Below are 18,020 nucleotides of genomic sequence, written 5' to 3' on the forward strand. Positions count from 1 at the left end.
GAACTCGCCCAGGCGCTCGCGGGCGGCGAGGCCTCGCGGCGCGCGCTCGAGGGCGATGTCGGGCGACTACAGGCGGAGCTCGGCCAGCGCGACGCGGCGCTGGTCCTGGCGCGGGCGGATTTCGCGCAGGAACTGGAGAAACTGCGGGAGGCGGCGCAGCGCTCGGAGGCGCGCTTGCAGGCGGCCGAGAAGCGCGCCCTGCTGGAGATCGAACGCGAACGCGCAACGGCCGCACGGCTACAGAAGGATCTCGACGCTGCGGTGCGCAGGGCCGAGCAGCGCGACGAGCGTCATCGGACCGAAGCGGAAGGCTTGCGAACCCGGCTGGGGGATGCACAGCATGAACTCGGGGTCTTACAGGGACGGCTCGATGCCGCCGAGGCGGTAAGCGCCGCACAAGCCCGCGAGCTCGAGACGCTGCGGCAGCAGCTATCTGCGGCGCCGGCGCGGGGCCGCCGGCCGCCACGAGGCAGCGCTGCTAAGAAATCGCCCGCACTGGTGCCCCGGCCACGTCGCCCGAAGACGCCCGACGCGTAAAGCAATACTGATGCGATTGGTCCGTCCCCGCTCAAATAATGGGCTGCGCTTGGAAGGCGGACAAGCCAGCATGATTGCGCCCTCGACTCGTGGACTCTCGAAGCGGACGGACGGTTGATTCCTTTACTTGCATTTGTTACTATGAGCGATGAGTCGGGAGTGCTGACCTTTTTGCAGCACGTTGGGCGATTGTTCCACCTGACTTACCAATTTCGACGGGCCGCTGCATGCGGCCCGTTTTCATTGCTGCTAGGGGGTGGCATGTACCTGTCATACTTGGACGAATCTGGGACCCCGGCAGATAAGAACACGAAATTCTTCGTGCTTGGTGGTGTCACAGTATTTGAGCGCCAAACCCATTGGCTCGAGCGAGAGCTGGATTTGATCGCTGCAGCGTATCAAAACAAGATTGGGGGACAGTATCTCGAGTTGCACGCTTCCCCAATGCGCAACGGCAAAGATGGCTGGGAGAGGCTGGCGCCAGCAGATCGCGCACAAGCTACAGCCGACATCCTGCGTCTTCTCCAGAATTCCCAGCTTCGGGTCAACGTGTTTGCTGCGGTCGTCGAGAAGAGCCAGATCCTCAAAACGGCGGATATCCTCCCCTACTGCTTCGAAGTGCTCGCCACGAAAGTCGACGACTTTCTTGCGCTCAAGTATCGGTCCAAGCACAAGGAACAAGCCCGCGGAATCTTCGTCCTAGATCGGAACCGCGCGGCCGACGAACAGAACATGCAGGCGCTGCATCACACGTTCAAGCACTTCGGCCACTCGAACGGCGGGAGGCTACGCAACTTTGCGGAAGTACCCTTGTTCGTCGATTCAAGGGCCACGCGGCTTATGCAGCTCGCGGACACAATCTGCTACTGGATTTTCCGCCGATATGAATCCGGTGACGATCGTGGCTGGCAGTTCATTCATCCGCACTTCGCCAATCTTGGGAATAGCCTGACCGGATTGCATCAAGTTCTCGATCCCGAAACGCCTCAATTGCTGGCGAATCCCAAACCACAACCGTACCCGTTCCCACCTCCAGTTGTTGACCCACCGCCGGTCATCATCCGCACGATAACGCCGACAATCAACCTGAGCCGAACAGCGCCGAACGCGCTAGTGATCCCATGATCGTCGCGAGCCGCGCGTGCGGGGGAATGGCGGCGCCTGTTTCTACTTTCGCTTCCGTAACGCTGCCAGTTTTACTTCATTGCACGGCGGGGCGTTTCGCCCGCAGGCCGCGAACGACTATGCGACGACCGTCGCGGCGCTGAACCGCGGCGACTATGGCGCGGTGCTTGCTCTGGTGAACACCGGCTACGCGGATCCGGCCGACGCCGCGACGTTCTACCGCCTGATGGTCGCGGAGCGCAATCGCGCGTGGATGGCGCCGCTGCAGCGCTACCTCAATGAAGGCAACGCCCTCGTCCTGGTCGGTGCCGCGCATCTGCCGGGTAACGCGGGGCTGATCCAGTTGCTGCAACAGGCGGGCTACCGGTTCGAGGCGATCATGCTTCCGGCCGATCCTAAGCAGGGGTAACGTCGCATCGCTGCTCGCGGGGCCCGGTCGTCAACCGTAGACCGCACAAATGGGTCACCGCGCGCGGCTGACAACGACGCGGTAAAGCGCGGCCGTGGTGACACTTTCGCTTCCACTCCGAACGCAGTAAAAACGTCACCTCGGCTCAGTCCGCATTAAATCTGACACTTCGCATCGCAGCAGGGCCACCTGGAATCCCAGCGGCTCGATCAGCACGAGCACAGTTTTGCTGCAAAATGCCGCTATATCGCCAATATCCGGTTAGCGATGGGGCCGCGGCGTGCGGCAATGTCGCCCCAAGCATGCCGCCGTGAGAGGCGGTTCTCGGCCGCTACGTCAGGCGGTCGTCGGCCGAGGGCGTGTGAAAACGCGAAAGTACTCGGTTTTTGAGTGTCGCTTTACCCTTCCCAAGACGCTGCCAGGCCGATACAACGCGATCTGAAGGGGCGCATTTCTCAGACGTCGCGCTTATCCTGCGTTTTCACACGCCCTCGGCCAGAAGCGATCGCTAGGTCTGGGCGCGCAAATCGTTGACAATCGCAAAGACAAAGACGCCCTCTCATGCAGGGCAACGCCTGGAGAGACGGCATGGAGAGTGGAAGCGTATCGGCCATCATATCGGCCGTGTCGGGCATTAGTGGAGTGTTGCTCGGCAATTCGTTCGTCGCGGTCAAGGAATGGCTGGTCAGCAAAACCAGACGTCAAAAGGATGCCGTCTACCTCGCGATCATCGTCGTATCGCATCTCGAGCGGATCGCAAACCGCTGCTTCTATGTCGCCTTGGACGATGGAACTGAACAGGGACGTCCAGCTGGGAACGACGAAGAATACGTGCCTACCACCAAACCGCCCGAGTTCAAGCCGCTCGAACTGGACGTCGAGTGGAAGGTGCTCCCGCAGGATCTCATGTATGCGATATTGCGATTGCCAGACGAGCAGGCGCAGATCGAGAGCAGGCTGTGGGGCATCGACGAGTACAACGAGGACTTCCCCTTCCATACCGAATTCTTCTGGGCCCGGCAACGCGACTATGCCGAACTTTCACTCCATGTGACAGCCCTTGCGAGACGCCTGCGCGCGTACGCGAAGCTACCGCCGGTCGCAGAACCGAAGCCTGGCGAATGGCATCGTGATCAGGAATTGAACGACATAATCAAACGCGTTGACGACGCGCGAGAGGCACATGAGCGGCGCGTCGCAACGAGTCCGACGATGTGGCCCACCACAACGTAATGCGCTCAAGAATTATTCCTGAATCGACACGGCAAAACGGCGGTCTGGTAGACAGGAGCAAGAAAGAAAATGAGCGATGCTCTCCCGAATTCAATCGATCTATACCGTGGACCGCTCTACAAATACAAGTCTCTGAGTGACAAGACGTTCGCACATACCGTCGAGATACTTCGCGACCACCGCATCTTCATCCCAAAGCCATCTCAGCTAAACGATGCTCTCGAATGCAAGCCTGGGATGGTCATTGGCGACTTCGACGATCCGAACTATAGAGCCACGGTAGAGGCGTGGGTTAGGCGTTGTGTGCGGCACAGACCTCAGCAGCCGACCGAGGAGCAGATTCAGCACGAGCTTGCTCAACTGACGGTGGAACGACTTAAAGAACTCGCGGGACTGAGCAGCCCTGAGTACCATGCCGCGATCGATCGACAGGTGCGCATTTTGAGCATGGCAATAGCCCCGGACAACGATCGCCTTTGGCAAGCGTATGCCGACGGTTACTCAGGGGTCTGCATCCAAATGCATCTCACCCCGTGGCTTAACGCCTACCGCGTGAAATACTGCGACGAGGTGCCGATTCTCGATCTGGCCGATGACGAATCATTTTGTGCCCTCGATATGACGGCACTGCGCAAACGCTTGAAGTGGTCCTATGAAGGCGAGGCACGCATTATTTTGCAGGAGCCTGCGCTACCCCTCGATCCGACATTGGTCGACCAAAAACTGGCCTTTGACCCACGCAGAATCAGAGCGGTGGTTTTCGGATATCGCGTCGAACCGGACAAGCTTGCCGAGCTTCAATTAATCTTGCGGGGCCGCAGCGTACCTTTGTACATGGCATACGGGGGCGTTCCGCATCGTGCGTTGAAGTTGCACGCGCTGGGAGCTTCCTAGCTATGGTGTTGGACCGAAAATGCAATTTCCCCGAGCGTCCGCTTCCGAGCGATTCGACTGTCCCCTGAGGGGGCGACACCGGTACTTTGTGCCCGGCTGCGGTGTTTGCCGCGGTCGCTCTTCAGCGCCGTCCGGTCGGCAACGAGGTCGGGTGCCCCGTGCGTGGTGACACAATTATCGTCGCAACGGTGTCACTTTTATTGCGGTCTACGATTCCGGCGGCGATGATCTTCGCGCTGACGTTCATATCGATCTTCCCCGTGGACATCTACGGGGCCTACACCTGCCATCCATCGAACGGACCGGCGCGAATCGGCGGGGGCGGGCTGGCCGACTCGCTGCTTCACACGCCGCTGTCGCTCTCGGTCATCCATACCCTGATCTACTATTTCTGTGAGCGCGATGAAAATCGTGGCCAGGTTCCATTGGACGACTTTCTGCGCAGGCAATGGGCCTTCTCGCCGGACGATGAAGCGCCGCGTGGGACAGGGAGCGATACCTGCAATGGGATCTAGCCGCTGGGGGCGCGGCGAGATGAATGGCTTCTCCGTAGTGGGTTCCGGGCAACGTTCACCCGTCAACAGCGACTGGCGCATCGTTCGAACGGCATTCGATACCATGCAGGGCGAGGAAATCACTGTTGACAAGCACGTGGGTCGAGAAGAAAGGGCTTCGCGCACGTAACTCGTCACCCACGCGGTCCCAGAGCAGATTCAGGTCTGTGTTCCTGCCCGTTCCTTTCTGAACGAAGACCGGGAAGTATTGAAGGAAGATGAATCTCTTGCCGGTCTTCGGATCGAAGGCGATTTGAGCAACGTTGTTGGGGTCGAAGCTGCGACTACACTTCGAGAGCAAATCGAACAACGACTCGCCATCAGCGAGCCGAATCTCTTTAGCGAAGTAAAGGCCCCGCCTGAAATCCATCCGGGCGCCGTCCATCGCATCCTTGTCGCCTTCGAGGTCTTTCGAGACCGGGAAATGGATCCTCGCAATGTCAGGGTATTTCTTGACAATAAACCGGTCGAATTTCTCGGCGGTGAAGCAGGTGGCGTCGAAACACCCCGCATCATCCAGAAACCTCTTCTCTTCCGGCGTCTGAGCGAGTTTGACAATCGCAGATTTAGGCCAGCTCGCTTCCGATGCTGCACTGGCCTCGGTGGCAGAGCTGGCCTTTGTATCGGATTGGGTTTCTGACGTGCCACTGTCACAGCTCGCTATTCCGATGACCATGCAGGACGCCAGACTGGCGAAAAGGAGGCGCTTGATTTTCATTTGTTGTGGTCGGCCTTCTGCTGCCGGTTGACTGGTCTGGCGAGATTTTACTGCGGACTGGGTAGGGCCTCTGGAGACCGATATGCTGGCCGTCTCGTTCAGAGCGTCAAGCACCCGCAAAACGTCAAGGATCGCTGATCTCCACACCGAACTCGACGAGTGCGTGCCCGTCATTCGCACAGAAACGTTCAGCTTCGGGCAATTCGTGCCGTACGACATCACGCGGCAGGTTGGGATCGAGTGGCTTGCGGTGACCGCGCTTCTTGCGCTTATGCGCAGCGACCATCGATTCCGGGATGTCTTCCTGTGCGGGCGTCGCGTTTGCGCCCAGCGCTTCCGCTTCGTTAAACAGGCCAGGCTGATCCGGGGCCCGCGCTTCGCTTCTTGCGCCGAACAGTTCGTGACGGTAGGATCGGAGCCGCTCTTCGGCGAGATCGCGTTGCGCCGTCACGAGGCGCAACGCGCTGCGAACCTCTTCATGCTCGCGCTGAAGCGCACCGTACGCCTCGCGTATCGCGAGTAGCGCGTTAAGTTCTTCGGCGGAGATCGCGACGTTGATCGGCATGCGTCGTTAGACAACGCATGCCTTGCAGTGTGCGTTCAGCTTACCCGGGCATAGTGCCGCACTGGATGCCTTCGAATCGTAGTGATGTCATCGCCGTCGAGTAGAGCATGCAGCACGGTGGTCGTCATCGTTACAACCTCAGCCTTGTTGCTGGGCCAGATGAAGTGGTCTGCCTCGAGTCTCTTCGTCATAAGCCAGAATCCGCTCCCATCCCAGGCGAGGATCTTGATCCGGTCACGACGTCGATTGCCGAACACGTAGAGCGACGCATCCATCGGATTCAATCGCATCGACTGCTCAACGAGAATCGAGAGGCTATTCATGCCGTAGCGGAAATCGACCGGATCGCGATGCAGATATACCTTCAGATTGTCGTCGAACCGGAACACGGCATCCTCCCCAGGATCTGAACCAGGGTCGTCAGTTCGTCGATGGTCGCGATGGATTGGCCCAGTTCGAGTTCAACACCATTCGACAGACGCACATGCAGCGCGAGCGTCATCGACGGCATTGGCGAGGTGGGCGTCGGCGCAGGCGCCACCGGAACGACTGGCACGAATGGCGATGGTGTTGTCGCGGTAACGATGAGCTTGCGCGAGCCCGGAAGATCGATGGCCACTCCCTCCGTCACTTCATCCGAAGATGGGTCGCCGCCGCCCTCATGAGATGGTGCCTGCGAGGTGCCTTTCTCGCGCTCCATCAGGTATTTCGTGATCCATTTGCGCAGCAGATTGGCGTTGATCCCGTGCTCCTGCGCGAGGCGGGCCACCGATACGCCCGGGCGTAACGCTGCTTCGACCAATGCATGTTTACCTCTGTCATCGTAGCGGCGCCGCCCGTCGCTGCTACGCCGAACTACTCTTAACTCTGAGTCTTTGTCTGTCATAGGTGTCCACCTCCAGAATAGGTGGACACCTATGCTCCTCGCTCAGTGCACCGATGGGTAGACGCCGATAATGGACCGCATACGTTCATCCGGCCTGGCAAGCCGGTGGAAAACGCCTACATCGAGAGCTTCAACGGGCGATTCCGGGATGAATGCCTGAACGAGCACTGGTTCGTTTCCATGAGCTGCGCCAGGCGCTTGATTGAAGACTGGCGTATCGAGTACAACACCGAGCGGCCTCACAGCTCGCTTGGCTATCTGGCGCCGGCGCAGTTCGCGCAGGCGCATAAAGCGCAGGAATTATTAACCTCGGACTCTAACGGTGCTTCGTACTAATACCGGGGGCAGGTCATCATGCGCACGCATGGTCTGCTGATGCAACGTCGTCCGAGACTCTGCCTCGGCAGCAACGCCGGCACGATGGCAAGGTGGCCGTGGCGCGCAGCAACCAGCGTTGGTGTTCGGACGGCTTCGAGTTCCGCTGCGACAACGGCGAACCGCTGCGCGTGACGTTCGCGCTGGACTGCTGCGACCGGGAAGCCATGAGCTGGGCGGCCACGACGGCAGGCCACAGCGGCGACATCGTGCGAGACGTGATGCTGGCTGCAGTGGAAAATCGGTTTGGCAACGAGCTGCATACACCGTCCGAAATCGAGTGGCCGAGCGACAACGGTTCGGGCTATACGGCCGACGATACACGCCGGTTTGCAGCGACCATCGGCCTGAAGCCATTGACCACACCGGTGTGCAGCCCCCAAAGTAACGGGATGGCCGAGAGCTTCGTGAAGACAATGACGCTCGACTACGTTGCCTTCATGCCGAAGCCGGACGCAGCGACTGCTGCACGCAACTTGGCCATCGCGTTCGAGCATTACAACGAGAAGCATCCCCATAGCGCGCTGAAGTACCGCTCGCCTCGCGAGTTCCGGCGCTCAATGGATTCAGCAACCTTAGTGTGACGCTGTGTCCGGGATTACAGGGTCAACTCCACTGGAGTAGCCCCACGTATCTGAGGACACAAGGACTCTCTTAAAATACGGATAGTCTTGTGACTATCACGAAGCCTAGTCATTACGTGGAAAGCATCGAAATTTTGAGCGGATCGGAGCGTCGTCGGCGACGCACGGTGCAGGAAAAAATCGCAATCGTGCAGGAGACGTTAGCTCCGGGCGCGTCGGTATCGGCAGTGGCCCGACGGCACGGCGTCAATCCGAACCAGGTGTTCGGCTGGCGCAAGCAGTACCAGGAAGGCAGCCTGGCGGCAGTCAAAGCGGGTGAGACAGTCGTGCCTGCGTCGGAACTGGCCGCCGCCATCAAGGAAATCAAGGAACTGCAACGGCTGCTCGGGAAGAAGACGATGGAGAACGAGATTCTCCGCGAGGCAGTCGAATGGGGCCGCTCAAAAATGTGTGGTCCGCTCCGGTTTTGCAAGCGGGTTTTCAGCCGAGACAGTTTGCGTAAATGTATCCGGTCTCGCGAGTCAGCCGCTTTTGGCGGCAAGGCCATGGTGGGATATGCGCGCTCGGTTCCCAATAACCTGGACCGGCCACGGAGGCCGCTTTTTTGAACCGGGCTTACCGGACGCCGTTGCACTGTATCGTCATCAATTACCGTCTGCAAACTTTGAATGGGTTACTGCTTGCTACTGTACTTGGGGCTGCCGTAGCCTGCTGCCAATCGGGATCGTGTTCGCCTGTTGTGGGTCTATGGGCCGCACACTGGCGAATCCACGTCGTCGCAATCGCATCAGTTCAACTCTCCTGGTTCAGTTCACATGGCATGATTGGACTGTCTCTGCCCCAATCTAGACAGTTATGTGATACGGACAACTACTATTCTGCCGCACAGTTGGCCTGCAGCAGCCAACTTGACAATGCCTTCCCGCTTGCATCAGGTGACGAACAGGTGAATTCATTGCAGTGTGTTCTTGAGCCGGTACCCGGCGCCCACCAGCGGCAAAAACCACGGCTTGCCGAAATGGCCGGGAATAGCCGGCCAGGAGAAGTCCTTCCACGGGTTGAGGTCAGCGCGCCCATCCATCCATGATTTCGGCCATGAGCGTAGCCATCAGCGTCGCCATGTGCGTACCGTGGCCGATGCCGCCGTTTGGCGGCCGGCATCGCAGGCTCAGGCGGACGCCGTCCGCGGCGGCAGTGTGCGCGCGGCGATGAGATGCACGGGCCGTACCGCAGGATCGGGCCGGGCCGTCAGCGCGCGCTGCACGGTGGGGCTGAAGAACAGAGCCAGCGTCTCGTCCTCGAACAGCCGGCCGAGTTCGGTCAGCCTCAAGCCCCGTGCGCCGTCGGGGCCGGCATCAGGCTCAAGGATTCCAAGCGCGCTGAGCCTGTCGGCCTCGTCGCGGTAGCGTGCGGACAACTGCGGCATGCTGGTGGCGATCGCGCGCAACACGGCGTTCTCGACACGGCCATTGCGCAGCCCGGTCGCGTAGGACATCGCCAGCAGTTCCCCGTCGTCGATTACGCGGCCGGTGGCGATCGGGAGCGCGCCCGCCGACAGGCACTCCGCGTAGGCATGAAGCTGCGTTGTATTGCGGAACACGTAGCCATGGCAGTCGCGCCTGCCCGGCGACGCGCCAACGTGCGAATAGGATGCGACACCGACGCCAAGCAGGTCGCGCGACGCCGACGTGCGGATCTGCTTGAACGGGTCGGCATAGTGACGTGCCCGCACAAAACGGTTGCCGTCGCACCGGTGATAGCCGAGCGTCGCCATGCCTTGCCAGATCAGCACGCGTCCGAGTAGCGTCGCGTACTCGTCCTCGAAATCGTCGTGCCGGCTTTCCGACTGGTACCAGTCGCGCTGAGGCCGGTCGGCGAACCGGCCATGGTACCAGGTCAGATGGGCCGGGCGCAGTGTCTCGATCGCTTCCAGGTTTCCCCGCGTTTCTTCAGGCGAGCCTTTGTAGAGACCCTGGATGAGGTCGAGATTCCAGTTGTCGAGGACGTCGTTTGCTATCTGCGCGGCGCGTATTGGCACATCGCGCCGGTAGCCGCGGCCGCCGTATTTCAGGACCTCGTCGTCGAACGATTGCACGCCGAAGCTCAGGCGCGTGAATCCGTGTTCTCTAAGAAAGCGCAGCTTCTCGGGGCCGCCGGGGGCCGTGATGGTGAGCGGGCTGCCCTCTATGCATATTTCGGCGCCGGGCAGGATGTCGTAGCACGCGCGGATCGTGCTGATGAGGTCTCGCAACGCCGCCTCCTCGAGTATCAGCGGCGTGCCGCCGCCGATGTAAACCGACGAGAGCGCCGTGCCCGATCTCGCCAGCCGTTCGCCCCACAGCACCAGCTCTCGTCCGAGCGCATGGAGGTACTGGGTCACCGCTTCGTTGTCGGCCTGCGATGCGCGGGACTTGCCGGGATAGTGCCGCACCGTGTAGTGGCAGAACGTGCAGCACGTTTCGCAGAACGGAATATGTACGTAAAGACTGGTGTCGCGACCGAAGCAGATCTCGTTCAGGACCGTGGCCGGTACAACCGGCGTCAACGCATCGATGGGCGGATAGATTGCCACCGAATGGGAGCCGCCGAGCACGCGGCGACTGATGCGCAAGCCCGCGGCGTGCAACGCCGGCAAGCCGTCAGGTATGCCGAAGCTGCGCAAGGTTGCATCCGCCGCGCAGAACGCGGCGCTCCGCGATTGCAGCGCGGTCTCGCAGGTGGGCGTTTCATGGTTCATCGAACACGCTCCGCAATGATCGTGAGGCACACGTCCGCGTGCGGACCGGGGTCCTGGTCCTCGGTGTAAGTGACCTCGAATGGATTGACGAGGCGCGGAACGTAGTGCTTGCGCCACGCGGTCGCCCTTTCGCCGGCCAGCGTCGACGTCGTTTGGCCCCACACGCGCTCCACGACGATCGCCAGATCCGGGCGGGCGAAGGCGTTCTGCATCCATGCGTAGATGTCGTCGAATTGAACCCACGGCCTGTCGAGCTGCGTGAGCGGCAGCCGCGCCAGCCGGTGCGTGACGGCGATACGCCCGCCTGGGCGGACGACGCGGACCATCTCGGCCACCATCGCGGGACCTAGCCCCAGTTGCCAGATTGCGCCGGTCCATTCGTTCACAGCGGCATCGGCCGCGCCGTCGGGCAACGGCAGGCGCTGCGCGAGTCCGGTGCGAAACTGCACGTTCGTATAGCCCAGTTCGCAGCCGAAACGGCGTGCGCGATCGGTCACGCAGCGCAGCATCTCGATCGACACGACAAGGCCTTCGGTGCCGACGTGCGGCGCGAGCCGGCGTGCCACGCGGCCGTTGCCGCCGCAGACGTCGACGACGACGCTGCCCGCTGTCAGGTTGAGCAGTTCCGGGTGGTTAGGCAGCAGGTCTTCCCGAAGCCGAACGAGCTTTTCTTCGGCTTCCGGGGTCTGGCTGAACGTGTTGTCGCCCTCGAAGGATTTCAGCAGCGGTATGCGCCAGCGCAGATAGGCGAGGCGAAAACGCCGGGTAAGCTCCGACAGCGAGGTGGGACGAGGCGACGACGCGTTGCCCAGCAGCACTTCATCGGTCGGCAGGTTGGCGACGCTCACATCGCCCAGCGCGTCGTCCATCGCGCGCACGGCCTCGAAGACGCCGATGAAGTCGGCGGACGTCGGGGCCGGTCCGGGCCAAAGCACGTCCGCCTCGAGGATAAGGTTCAAGCCGCAGAGGAACACGGATTCAGCCCAGGCGAGTGCACGCGCACGCGTCGAGGCGTCGAAAAACGTGCGATCCAGCGTCATCCGTGCGTGCACGGGCACGCAGGCGCGCGTCAACGCGTCGAGCCCGCTTATCGGCGTGGGCGGTGCGGGCCACGGCACGTCGACGATCACGCCGGCCCCGAGCCGCCGCAGCGACTGGATGACCTGCGCATCGCAGGCCGGTTCGGCTACCTGTACCACCGTGTGATGCACGCGCAACTGCCCGGTTTCCCGCAGATCGGCAAGTGCGGCGAGCGTTGACGCATGGTCGCCGGGACAAGTACAGCGCAGATGCAGCACGGGGGCGGTCGGCTCCGCTGCGATCAGGGCGCCGATTGTCCCAGCGGATGCGGTGTCGAGCGCCAGTTCGATAGTGCGGCTGAGTCCGGGCCCGCGGCGGATCGCAGCGGCTCGGCGCAGTTGGTCCAAGGTCGCGGACGACGGGGCCAGCGGCGCGGTCACGTGGACAAAACCATGCTCCTGCAGCGAGGCCAGCATCGTATCGACCAGATGCCGGTTGTCGAAGCCACCGCGCAGCGCGCCGACGCGAACGGGCTCGTGCGCCAGTTCGGCGATGAAGTCGGTCAGCCCTTCGCCGGGCGGCACGGCCATGCCGACTTCGAAGTGGCCGTGACACAGAAATCGATGTTCGGCTATCTCGTCGTCCAGTACCTCGACCGCGGGATCGAGCATGACGAACTGCTCGTCGCGCAACGCATCCGGTTGCCTCGGGTGCCTGCTTTTCCACACTCGGCCGTACTCCTGACCGACCACGCCGAGATCCGCGAGTCTGTCGATCACTTCGCGCGTTTCAGCCGTGGATAGCGTGCCGAGCGCACCTGCCACGTCAGCGACGGTGCGCGGCGCAGCGAGCTGTCCGAAGACGCGCGCCGATCGCTCGGACAGTTCCGCGTAGGCCGGCGCACTGTCGGCGTCGGGGAAATAGATCAGCCAGTGCCGGGGCGAGGCGGCCAGCGCTTCGGCGGGATCGTAGCCGTATGGGTTCTCGATCCACGACGTGAGATCGTGGCGCGACGTAGCGACGACGGCCGCGGGCGACGCGACGAAGCGCATGGAGCGCACGTCGGCCGCGTCGCGCATCGCTGCGGTGCGCGCGTTCGGCCAGCGCTCCGCCGTGATTTCGCCGACACGGCGCGCGAGCGCGATCAGTGCCCGATCGAGCGCCAGCACGTCCTGGTGTGTGTGCGCGGCGAACTCGGGGCGCTGTGCGAGGTACGTGACGAATATGCCGGCAAGCCGCCAGAAATTCGGACCATCGTCGACATAGCCATGCGTGCGGGCCAGCTCGTGCGCCACGGCGTCGACGTCCAGTCCGCTCATGAACACCAGACGTTGACTGAGCGGCGCGCGGCCGAGCGCGATGCGGGCAATGCGCACAAGGCTGCGGCGGTACATGCGTAGATTGGTTGCCGTTGCCTGCGGCGTGCGTGCGTAGTCCGCGGCGATGGCGCGCTCGGCAGTGCTCAGGTCCGCGAATGCCGCGGCGTCGGCGTGATCGGCGCGTGTGATCGCGTCGGCGAGACTATCGTCGCGCAGGATGCGCCGCCACGTGTTCCATACCAGACGGGCATCGAAGCCGCCTTCGTCACGCGGCGCGCCCGCCGGCTCGCGGCGACGGAAATCGCTTTCGGTATCCATGCTCGATGGTCCTCCCGATGAGCGCTACTTGATGGCGAGAAACCCCTCGAAACACAGATATTTCATGACGGTCGTCACGTCGACGAATCCCGCACGCCTGAGGAGTCCCAGGTTTCCCTCGGTGGAGAACGGTTCGAGGACGCTCTTGAGACTCGACGTCTTGTTCAGGATCTCGTCTGCCGAGAATCCTTCGCGCTGCTTGTAATCGTTGTAGAGCGACACGATCATGTCCTGGAACCGCGCGTCCGGTGCCCGAACCTTCTCGAACAGCATGAAGGCGCCGCCCCAGTTGAGATGGGCATAGATCCGGTCGAACACCTGCTGCCGGTGTTTAGGCGGGATGAACTGGGCGCAGTAGTAGGACACGATCAGATCGGCCGGTTTCTCGAAGCCATAGAGCCGCGCGTCACCGGGCACCAGTTCGATGTTGGGAAATTCCACGCAGTGCTGACGCGCCCTCGCGATCATCGATTCGACGGGATCGATGCCGATCCACGTGATCCCCGGCTTAGACGCATGATGTTCCGCCAGCTTGCGCAGCAACTGGCCGGTCGACACGCCGATTTCGTAGCACACGCTATCGTAGTGGCAAAAGAAGTCACTGAGCTGGCAGATGAGATCGTGCCCGGCGTCGTAGTGCGGTACCGATCGGCGTATGTGTTCGACGAACGTATCTGCGACATTGCCGGCGAAGGTCCAGCTTGCCGGGGCAACGTCGATGTCCTGTCCGACTTTCATGCAGCCTCCGCGCGGGTCGTTTGACGGTTGCCGGGGCCATACGCCTTGTCCCACGCGCTGCGCGCGCGTTCGAGGTCCGCAAGGATGGCGTCGATGGAGCGGGGAATGTCGAGCACGCCGTCGTGATGGTGTAGCGACTCAGTCTCGTATTCGAGGATGACTGCGCCGGGGTGGGCGCGCGACAGCACGTCGTCGAGCAGGTCCCATACGGGCTCGACGACGGGGGTGTCGTGCAGGTCGTGGTACTGGTTGTCGAGCCAGCGGCCACCTGCCATGTGGATGCAGGCGATGCGATCCAGCGGGATCGTGTCGAGAAAACGTGTGATCGAGTAGCCGGCGGCACCGTGATTTTGCGCATTGGCGTACAGGTTGTGCAGATCGAGGTGCAGCCAGGTTCCTGCCTGCTCGACCAGGCAGGCTAGAAAGTCTTCCTCGGGCATGTCGCTGCCGGGGCACGTCCGGTAATAGGCCGCATTCTCGTGCGCGAGCGGTACTCCGTAGGCATCCTGAAGAGCGCGCGCACGCACGGCGAGCCGGTCCACCTCAGCCTGCGTGAACTGAAGCGGGCTGCTCCATACGTCGCACCACGAATCGTCGCTGTAGAAACAGTGATTCGAGACCCACGGGACGCCGAAGGCTCGGGCAAGCGGCACGTGTCGCCGGACCGCGGGCGTGCTTGCAAGCTCGTCGAATCCGAAGTCGCCGCCGTAGTTCGAGTGCCCGACGAGCGGAAAGTGCGCGACGACCTCGTCCATTGTCTGGACCATCGTGGGCAACATGAGTCCAGGCCCGTCAAGCGGGGCCATCATGCCGTCGAACAGGATTTCCAGCGCGTCGAGAGACTGGTCAAGAAAAGGAAACCAGTCCATCAGCGAAGGATTGAACTGTAGTCCGACTCCAAGCCGTGGAATGTTCATGACTTCGTCTCCCATTCGTTTGTCATGGAGTCGGTGTTGCACGACGCAGATCAGCTCGCGCCGCATTTGGCCGCGCTCGCGGCACAGTGCGCAGCGTTGGCTGCGCACTTGGCGGCGTTGGCCGCGCATTTTGCAGAAGCCGCCCGCGCTACCGCGGCATGGTAGCTGGCCGCGCATTTCGCCAGTTCGGCCGCACATTTGGCCGCGACTTCGGCCGCCTCCGCCGATTTCACAGACAGTTTCTTTACGTCGTCGTTTGCCATGGAACTCTCCTTTTCCAGTTATGGAGCGCACGTGATCCCGGTCATCGCCGACCGATAACCGCAAGCCATCAAGACCAGGAAATCCTCACTGAAAAAGGATCGACGAAAACCCCAGGATTTCAGTGATGGATGAATGGGATATGAATATGATCATACCCACAGATTCAATGAATGAAGAATGCCTGCATTTAGTCAGATGGGTAGCGTCGGGTGAAAAAGTTCAGCCGGTTTCGGGCATGTCAGGATGTCGACATGATTTTTTGTGTGGGTGGCTGGCGTATTTGTTATTTCTTGAAACGAGAATAGCAGGTATTTTCTGGAAATCCAGTTCGTTTCCTGCCGTGGGAACGACGATTGCGGGAAGGGTGAGGAGCCGATTCCTGCCATGAACCCGACTCGAGGTGAGGCCTCCTGGCGGAGCGTGGCGAGCCCATAGGCGGGGCGGTTGACGCGCCGCAGGCTGCGGCTCATCAGTCATGCGTCAAACATAATGACGTGTATCGATGGCCCGGCCGCATTGCATTCATTGAACGACAAACTCTATTATGTGCTGTGCATTGTTGGTCGCCCTGGGGCAGGGAGTGCGTGATTATGCTGGCCGGATAATTAGTCGACCCTGAAAAATTCAAAGCACCGCGCGAAAGGTCGTTTGACGCCAGCGTTTGGCCCACAAGCGTAGATCCATGTCGTTATACAGAAGTATCGACGTCACCGTCTTCGCGCAATAGGCGCATGGTTTCCGCGGCGATATGAACTTTCGTGAGTCCCTTCCAAATCGTCTCGGCGCCGGGTTCGCCGTCGCCCTTGCGAGCGAGGAAACCACCGAGGCGTGCTACCAAGCGCAACACTTCGTTGAGCGTGGGTTGCGCAGATCGAGGCGTTTTCGTGAGCAAGTACGCAGCCCGGGTTTCATCGGGATCGAAGAACAGACGCGCGTCCAGATCAGGACAGGTTCGACCCAGATGCATCAGGTGTGTCACGCGCCAAGCCACCGCGAGAAACAGCGGCAATGCGCGCTCGAGCCGCTCAATCGAGCCCAACTGCAATTCTTCGACCTGACAGCCGTTCTTCAGAACGTTGAACAGAATCTCGTTTTCCGATCAGTTGTTCGACGGCTTTTGAAGCAGCAGCGCTACCGTACCGGGGTCAGCGTCGCGGGCCAGGCCGTCGATCAGCTTCGCGGCTGGGAGCGACCACTGACCGGTTGCGCCAACAAAATTGCCGTGAGCATCCAGATAGCCACCGTTCGCGCCCAGCATCATCGCCACTCGTCGCGCGGTGTCTTCCATCTGGTGTTGGCCAGCGAGATACAGGATTTGATAGTCCCCGGTGTCTGCCAGTCGAAGATCGAGGCCCGTGCGCTCACCGTTTGCCGGATAGCCATGCCCTCGCGCCCCCACATCGGCGGAATCGCGAATATCGCAATATTGCTGCTCCGCACTGTCGAGAAGCATTGCCGGACGGCGACACAGCGGAGCGTGATAAACCACCCATCCGGTCAGGGCCCCGAACGAAAGCGCCGCCATTAATGGCGCAAATCGGGTGGCTTTCGTTTTCAAGCTTTGCATTTCTTGTTTTCCCTTGCGTCAGCTCGACATCACGCCGACGATCTTGACGTCAGCCGGACGCACTCGTAACCGGCGCGCTACCGCACGCTGCGCTCGCATGGTCAGGTCGTATCCCTTCGTGGGATCTGCCACCCGCGCAATGAAATCGATGCGGCCCGTGACAGACTTTCCCTGTTTCACTGCCTCGTAGCTCGCAGACACCGCTATTCGCTCCATTGCGCTTTTCCTCGACGCCGGCCGCGCCGGCGTTTTCCGTTTCGTTGTCCCGCTACCGACCGTGCCGCCCATCTATGCAAAAACCGGGCTCCCATGTCACCTTCGCTGGCGCCAATTCGTGTTCGATCACAGCCTTTTGCCTATTGGCCAAATAATCGTCTTGAATTATGAACTCGATGGCATTTGGGAAGAGCTGCTTGAGGCGAACGCACGCCTGCCGCTCATCGAACCAGCGATCAGCCTCGCGCGCCGCGATTGCCAGCTTTATCACGTCCGCGGCAGCCGGTCGTGACTGCGCGATACCCCTATGTGGGCTAGGTCCGTAGGGATAGAATTTCGCGACCCGCTGGCTTTCCATCGGGTCTTCTCTCTCCTTGGCAGCGGCTAGGCCGGTGTTTTCCGATTCAAAGATGGCCGAGCAGCGCTTGGACACCGCGAGCGATCATGCGATTGCGGATCGCTCGGCACTGCATGCGCGAGAGCGGCGAGAGCCGATCATCTGCCGCGAGACGCGTGAACCCGTCGAGCGTGGCATAAGACTTAACGACGCCCAAATTGAGGCTTATATGACCGCTGTCTCGCAGCTCGATCAATGCCGGCACGATCTTCCTCGCTATTCGTTCCAATCTCACACAACTGCAACAGCAACGCGCCCATTGAGTCGGCGTCGATCGCTTCCAGCGGATTGAACGAGCTACTGCGGCCGTTCGCAGGATCAAAGTTCAATGCGTCCATAGTGGCTATCCCGTTTTCCTAGTCGAGCTTTCGCGTGCCGTTGAGCACTTCCAGGGCTTGCTGGGCTTGTTCCCCGTCGAGCCGGCCGTTCAAGCGTTCACCGATCACATGGGCGGTGTTCTCCCTGACGGGAGTAGCCTGCGTGCCGAGCACGCCTGGTTCCGAGTCCACGGTGCCGTAGACCTGATCCAGCGGCACGCACTCGCCATCGCACTCAGGGCAATGGCCGCTGTCGGTCCTGCTCTGGTCACCCTGCCAACTGCATGCACTGCATTCGACGGTGAAACCGCGTTTGTTGTTTGCCATGAC

At 61.2% G+C, this 18,020-nt stretch carries 18 protein-coding genes and 7 pseudogenes; 10 read left to right on the top strand and 15 right to left on the bottom strand.

Annotated features, from left to right (window positions below; genetic code table 11):
- The 6 genes and pseudogenes from PXJ20_RS31915 to PXJ20_RS31940 all read left to right on the top strand — a co-directional run.
- A pseudogene (locus PXJ20_RS31915) lies at positions 1–537 on the top strand (ATPase); the annotation flags it as partial.
- 141 nt (positions 538–678) lie between these two features.
- Complete coding sequence (locus PXJ20_RS31920) at positions 679–1,662, top strand: DUF3800 domain-containing protein (RefSeq protein ID WP_421032834.1); 984 nt, start codon at positions 679–681, stop codon at positions 1,660–1,662.
- Positions 1,663–1,678: 16 nt separating this feature from the next.
- On the top strand, positions 1,679–2,071 hold the full coding sequence (locus PXJ20_RS31925; RefSeq protein WP_421032835.1) for a TraB/GumN family protein: 393 nt from the start codon (positions 1,679–1,681) through the stop codon (positions 2,069–2,071).
- 561 nt (positions 2,072–2,632) lie between these two features.
- Positions 2,633–3,304: a hypothetical protein gene (locus tag PXJ20_RS31930; RefSeq protein ID WP_421032836.1), complete on the top strand. Its 672-nt coding sequence runs from the start codon at positions 2,633–2,635 to the stop codon at positions 3,302–3,304.
- A gap of 69 nt (positions 3,305–3,373) precedes the next feature.
- Complete coding sequence (locus PXJ20_RS31935; RefSeq protein WP_421032837.1) at positions 3,374–4,198, top strand: DUF2971 domain-containing protein; 825 nt, start codon at positions 3,374–3,376, stop codon at positions 4,196–4,198.
- A gap of 224 nt (positions 4,199–4,422) precedes the next feature.
- Positions 4,423–4,713 (top strand): hypothetical protein, encoded by a 291-nt coding sequence (locus PXJ20_RS31940; protein ID WP_421032838.1) that lies wholly within the window; start codon positions 4,423–4,425, stop codon positions 4,711–4,713.
- Positions 4,714–4,768: 55 nt separating this feature from the next.
- Here the strand turns inward: PXJ20_RS31940 and PXJ20_RS31945 are convergent, their stop codons facing one another.
- From PXJ20_RS31945 to PXJ20_RS31960, 4 genes and pseudogenes are all read right to left on the bottom strand, one after another.
- The gene (locus PXJ20_RS31945; protein WP_421032839.1) at positions 4,769–5,470 is read right to left on the bottom strand and encodes a hypothetical protein; all 702 of its coding nucleotides are present in this window, start codon (positions 5,468–5,470) and stop codon (positions 4,769–4,771) included.
- 130 nt (positions 5,471–5,600) lie between these two features.
- A pseudogene (locus PXJ20_RS31950) lies at positions 5,601–6,035 on the bottom strand (transposase domain-containing protein); the annotation flags it as partial.
- Positions 6,036–6,070: 35 nt separating this feature from the next.
- On the bottom strand, positions 6,071–6,424 hold the full coding sequence (gene tnpB, locus PXJ20_RS31955; protein WP_421032840.1) for an IS66 family insertion sequence element accessory protein TnpB: 354 nt from the start codon (positions 6,422–6,424) through the stop codon (positions 6,071–6,073).
- The gene (locus tag PXJ20_RS31960) at positions 6,400–6,921 is read right to left on the bottom strand and encodes a transposase (protein WP_421032841.1); all 522 of its coding nucleotides are present in this window, start codon (positions 6,919–6,921) and stop codon (positions 6,400–6,402) included. The genes tnpB and PXJ20_RS31960 overlap by 25 nt, the downstream gene beginning before the upstream one ends.
- Before the next feature lie 84 nt (positions 6,922–7,005).
- Between PXJ20_RS31960 and PXJ20_RS31965 the strand changes: the two are divergent.
- The 3 pseudogenes from PXJ20_RS31965 to PXJ20_RS31975 all read left to right on the top strand — a co-directional run.
- Positions 7,006–7,257, top strand: a pseudogene (locus tag PXJ20_RS31965) (integrase core domain-containing protein); the annotation flags it as partial.
- Between the two features lie 15 nt (positions 7,258–7,272).
- A pseudogene (locus PXJ20_RS31970) lies at positions 7,273–7,880 on the top strand (DDE-type integrase/transposase/recombinase); the annotation flags it as partial.
- 125 nt (positions 7,881–8,005) lie between these two features.
- Positions 8,006–8,326: pseudogene (locus PXJ20_RS31975) on the top strand (transposase); the annotation flags it as partial.
- 506 nt (positions 8,327–8,832) lie between these two features.
- Here the strand turns inward: PXJ20_RS31975 and PXJ20_RS31980 are convergent.
- The 9 genes and pseudogenes from PXJ20_RS31980 to PXJ20_RS32020 form a co-directional block, all read right to left on the bottom strand.
- A pseudogene (locus tag PXJ20_RS31980) lies at positions 8,833–9,025 on the bottom strand (FAD-dependent oxidoreductase); the annotation flags it as partial.
- Between the two features lie 23 nt (positions 9,026–9,048).
- On the bottom strand, positions 9,049–10,617 hold the full coding sequence (locus tag PXJ20_RS31985) for a radical SAM protein (protein WP_421032842.1): 1,569 nt from the start codon (positions 10,615–10,617) through the stop codon (positions 9,049–9,051).
- Complete coding sequence (locus tag PXJ20_RS31990; RefSeq protein WP_421032843.1) at positions 10,614–13,274, bottom strand: methyltransferase domain-containing protein; 2,661 nt, start codon at positions 13,272–13,274, stop codon at positions 10,614–10,616. The genes PXJ20_RS31985 and PXJ20_RS31990 overlap by 4 nt, the downstream gene beginning before the upstream one ends.
- A gap of 24 nt (positions 13,275–13,298) precedes the next feature.
- Entirely contained in the window at positions 13,299–14,012 is a 714-nt protein-coding gene (locus tag PXJ20_RS31995) for a methyltransferase domain-containing protein (RefSeq protein WP_421032844.1), read from the bottom strand.
- On the bottom strand, positions 14,009–14,929 hold the full coding sequence (locus PXJ20_RS32000) for a DUF692 domain-containing protein (RefSeq protein ID WP_421032845.1): 921 nt from the start codon (positions 14,927–14,929) through the stop codon (positions 14,009–14,011). Before PXJ20_RS32000 ends, PXJ20_RS31995 begins: the two co-directional genes overlap by 4 nt.
- A 50-nt stretch (positions 14,930–14,979) precedes the next feature.
- On the bottom strand, positions 14,980–15,192 hold the full coding sequence (locus PXJ20_RS32005; protein WP_042300302.1) for a hypothetical protein: 213 nt from the start codon (positions 15,190–15,192) through the stop codon (positions 14,980–14,982).
- A gap of 192 nt (positions 15,193–15,384) precedes the next feature.
- Positions 15,385–15,663, bottom strand: a complete 279-nt coding sequence (locus PXJ20_RS32010; protein WP_421032846.1) for a hypothetical protein — start codon at positions 15,661–15,663, stop codon at positions 15,385–15,387.
- Between the two features lie 218 nt (positions 15,664–15,881).
- A pseudogene (locus tag PXJ20_RS32015) lies at positions 15,882–16,289 on the bottom strand (IS4 family transposase); the annotation flags it as partial.
- A gap of 3 nt (positions 16,290–16,292) precedes the next feature.
- Positions 16,293–16,760, bottom strand: coding sequence for a hypothetical protein (locus PXJ20_RS32020; RefSeq protein ID WP_421032847.1), 468 nt, complete (start codon positions 16,758–16,760; stop codon positions 16,293–16,295).
- 334 nt (positions 16,761–17,094) lie between these two features.
- On the opposite strand from PXJ20_RS32020, the gene PXJ20_RS32025 reads away from it, so the two are divergent.
- Entirely contained in the window at positions 17,095–17,268 is a 174-nt protein-coding gene (locus tag PXJ20_RS32025; RefSeq protein WP_421032848.1) for a hypothetical protein, read from the top strand.
- Between the two features lie 112 nt (positions 17,269–17,380).
- On the opposite strand, the gene PXJ20_RS32030 is transcribed toward PXJ20_RS32025, so the two are convergent.
- A complete protein-coding gene (locus PXJ20_RS32030) occupies positions 17,381–17,578 on the bottom strand; it encodes a hypothetical protein (protein WP_421032849.1) in 198 nt (65 codons plus the stop codon).
- Positions 17,579–17,729: 151 nt separating this feature from the next.
- The coding region (locus PXJ20_RS32035; protein WP_421057476.1) for a hypothetical protein at positions 17,730–18,020 on the bottom strand (291 nt) is incomplete at its 5' end.

Origin of the sequence: Paraburkholderia sp. A1RI_3L, from assembly GCF_048957895.1 — a bacterium.
Classification (GTDB): Bacteria; Pseudomonadota; Gammaproteobacteria; order Burkholderiales; family Burkholderiaceae; genus Paraburkholderia; species Paraburkholderia kururiensis.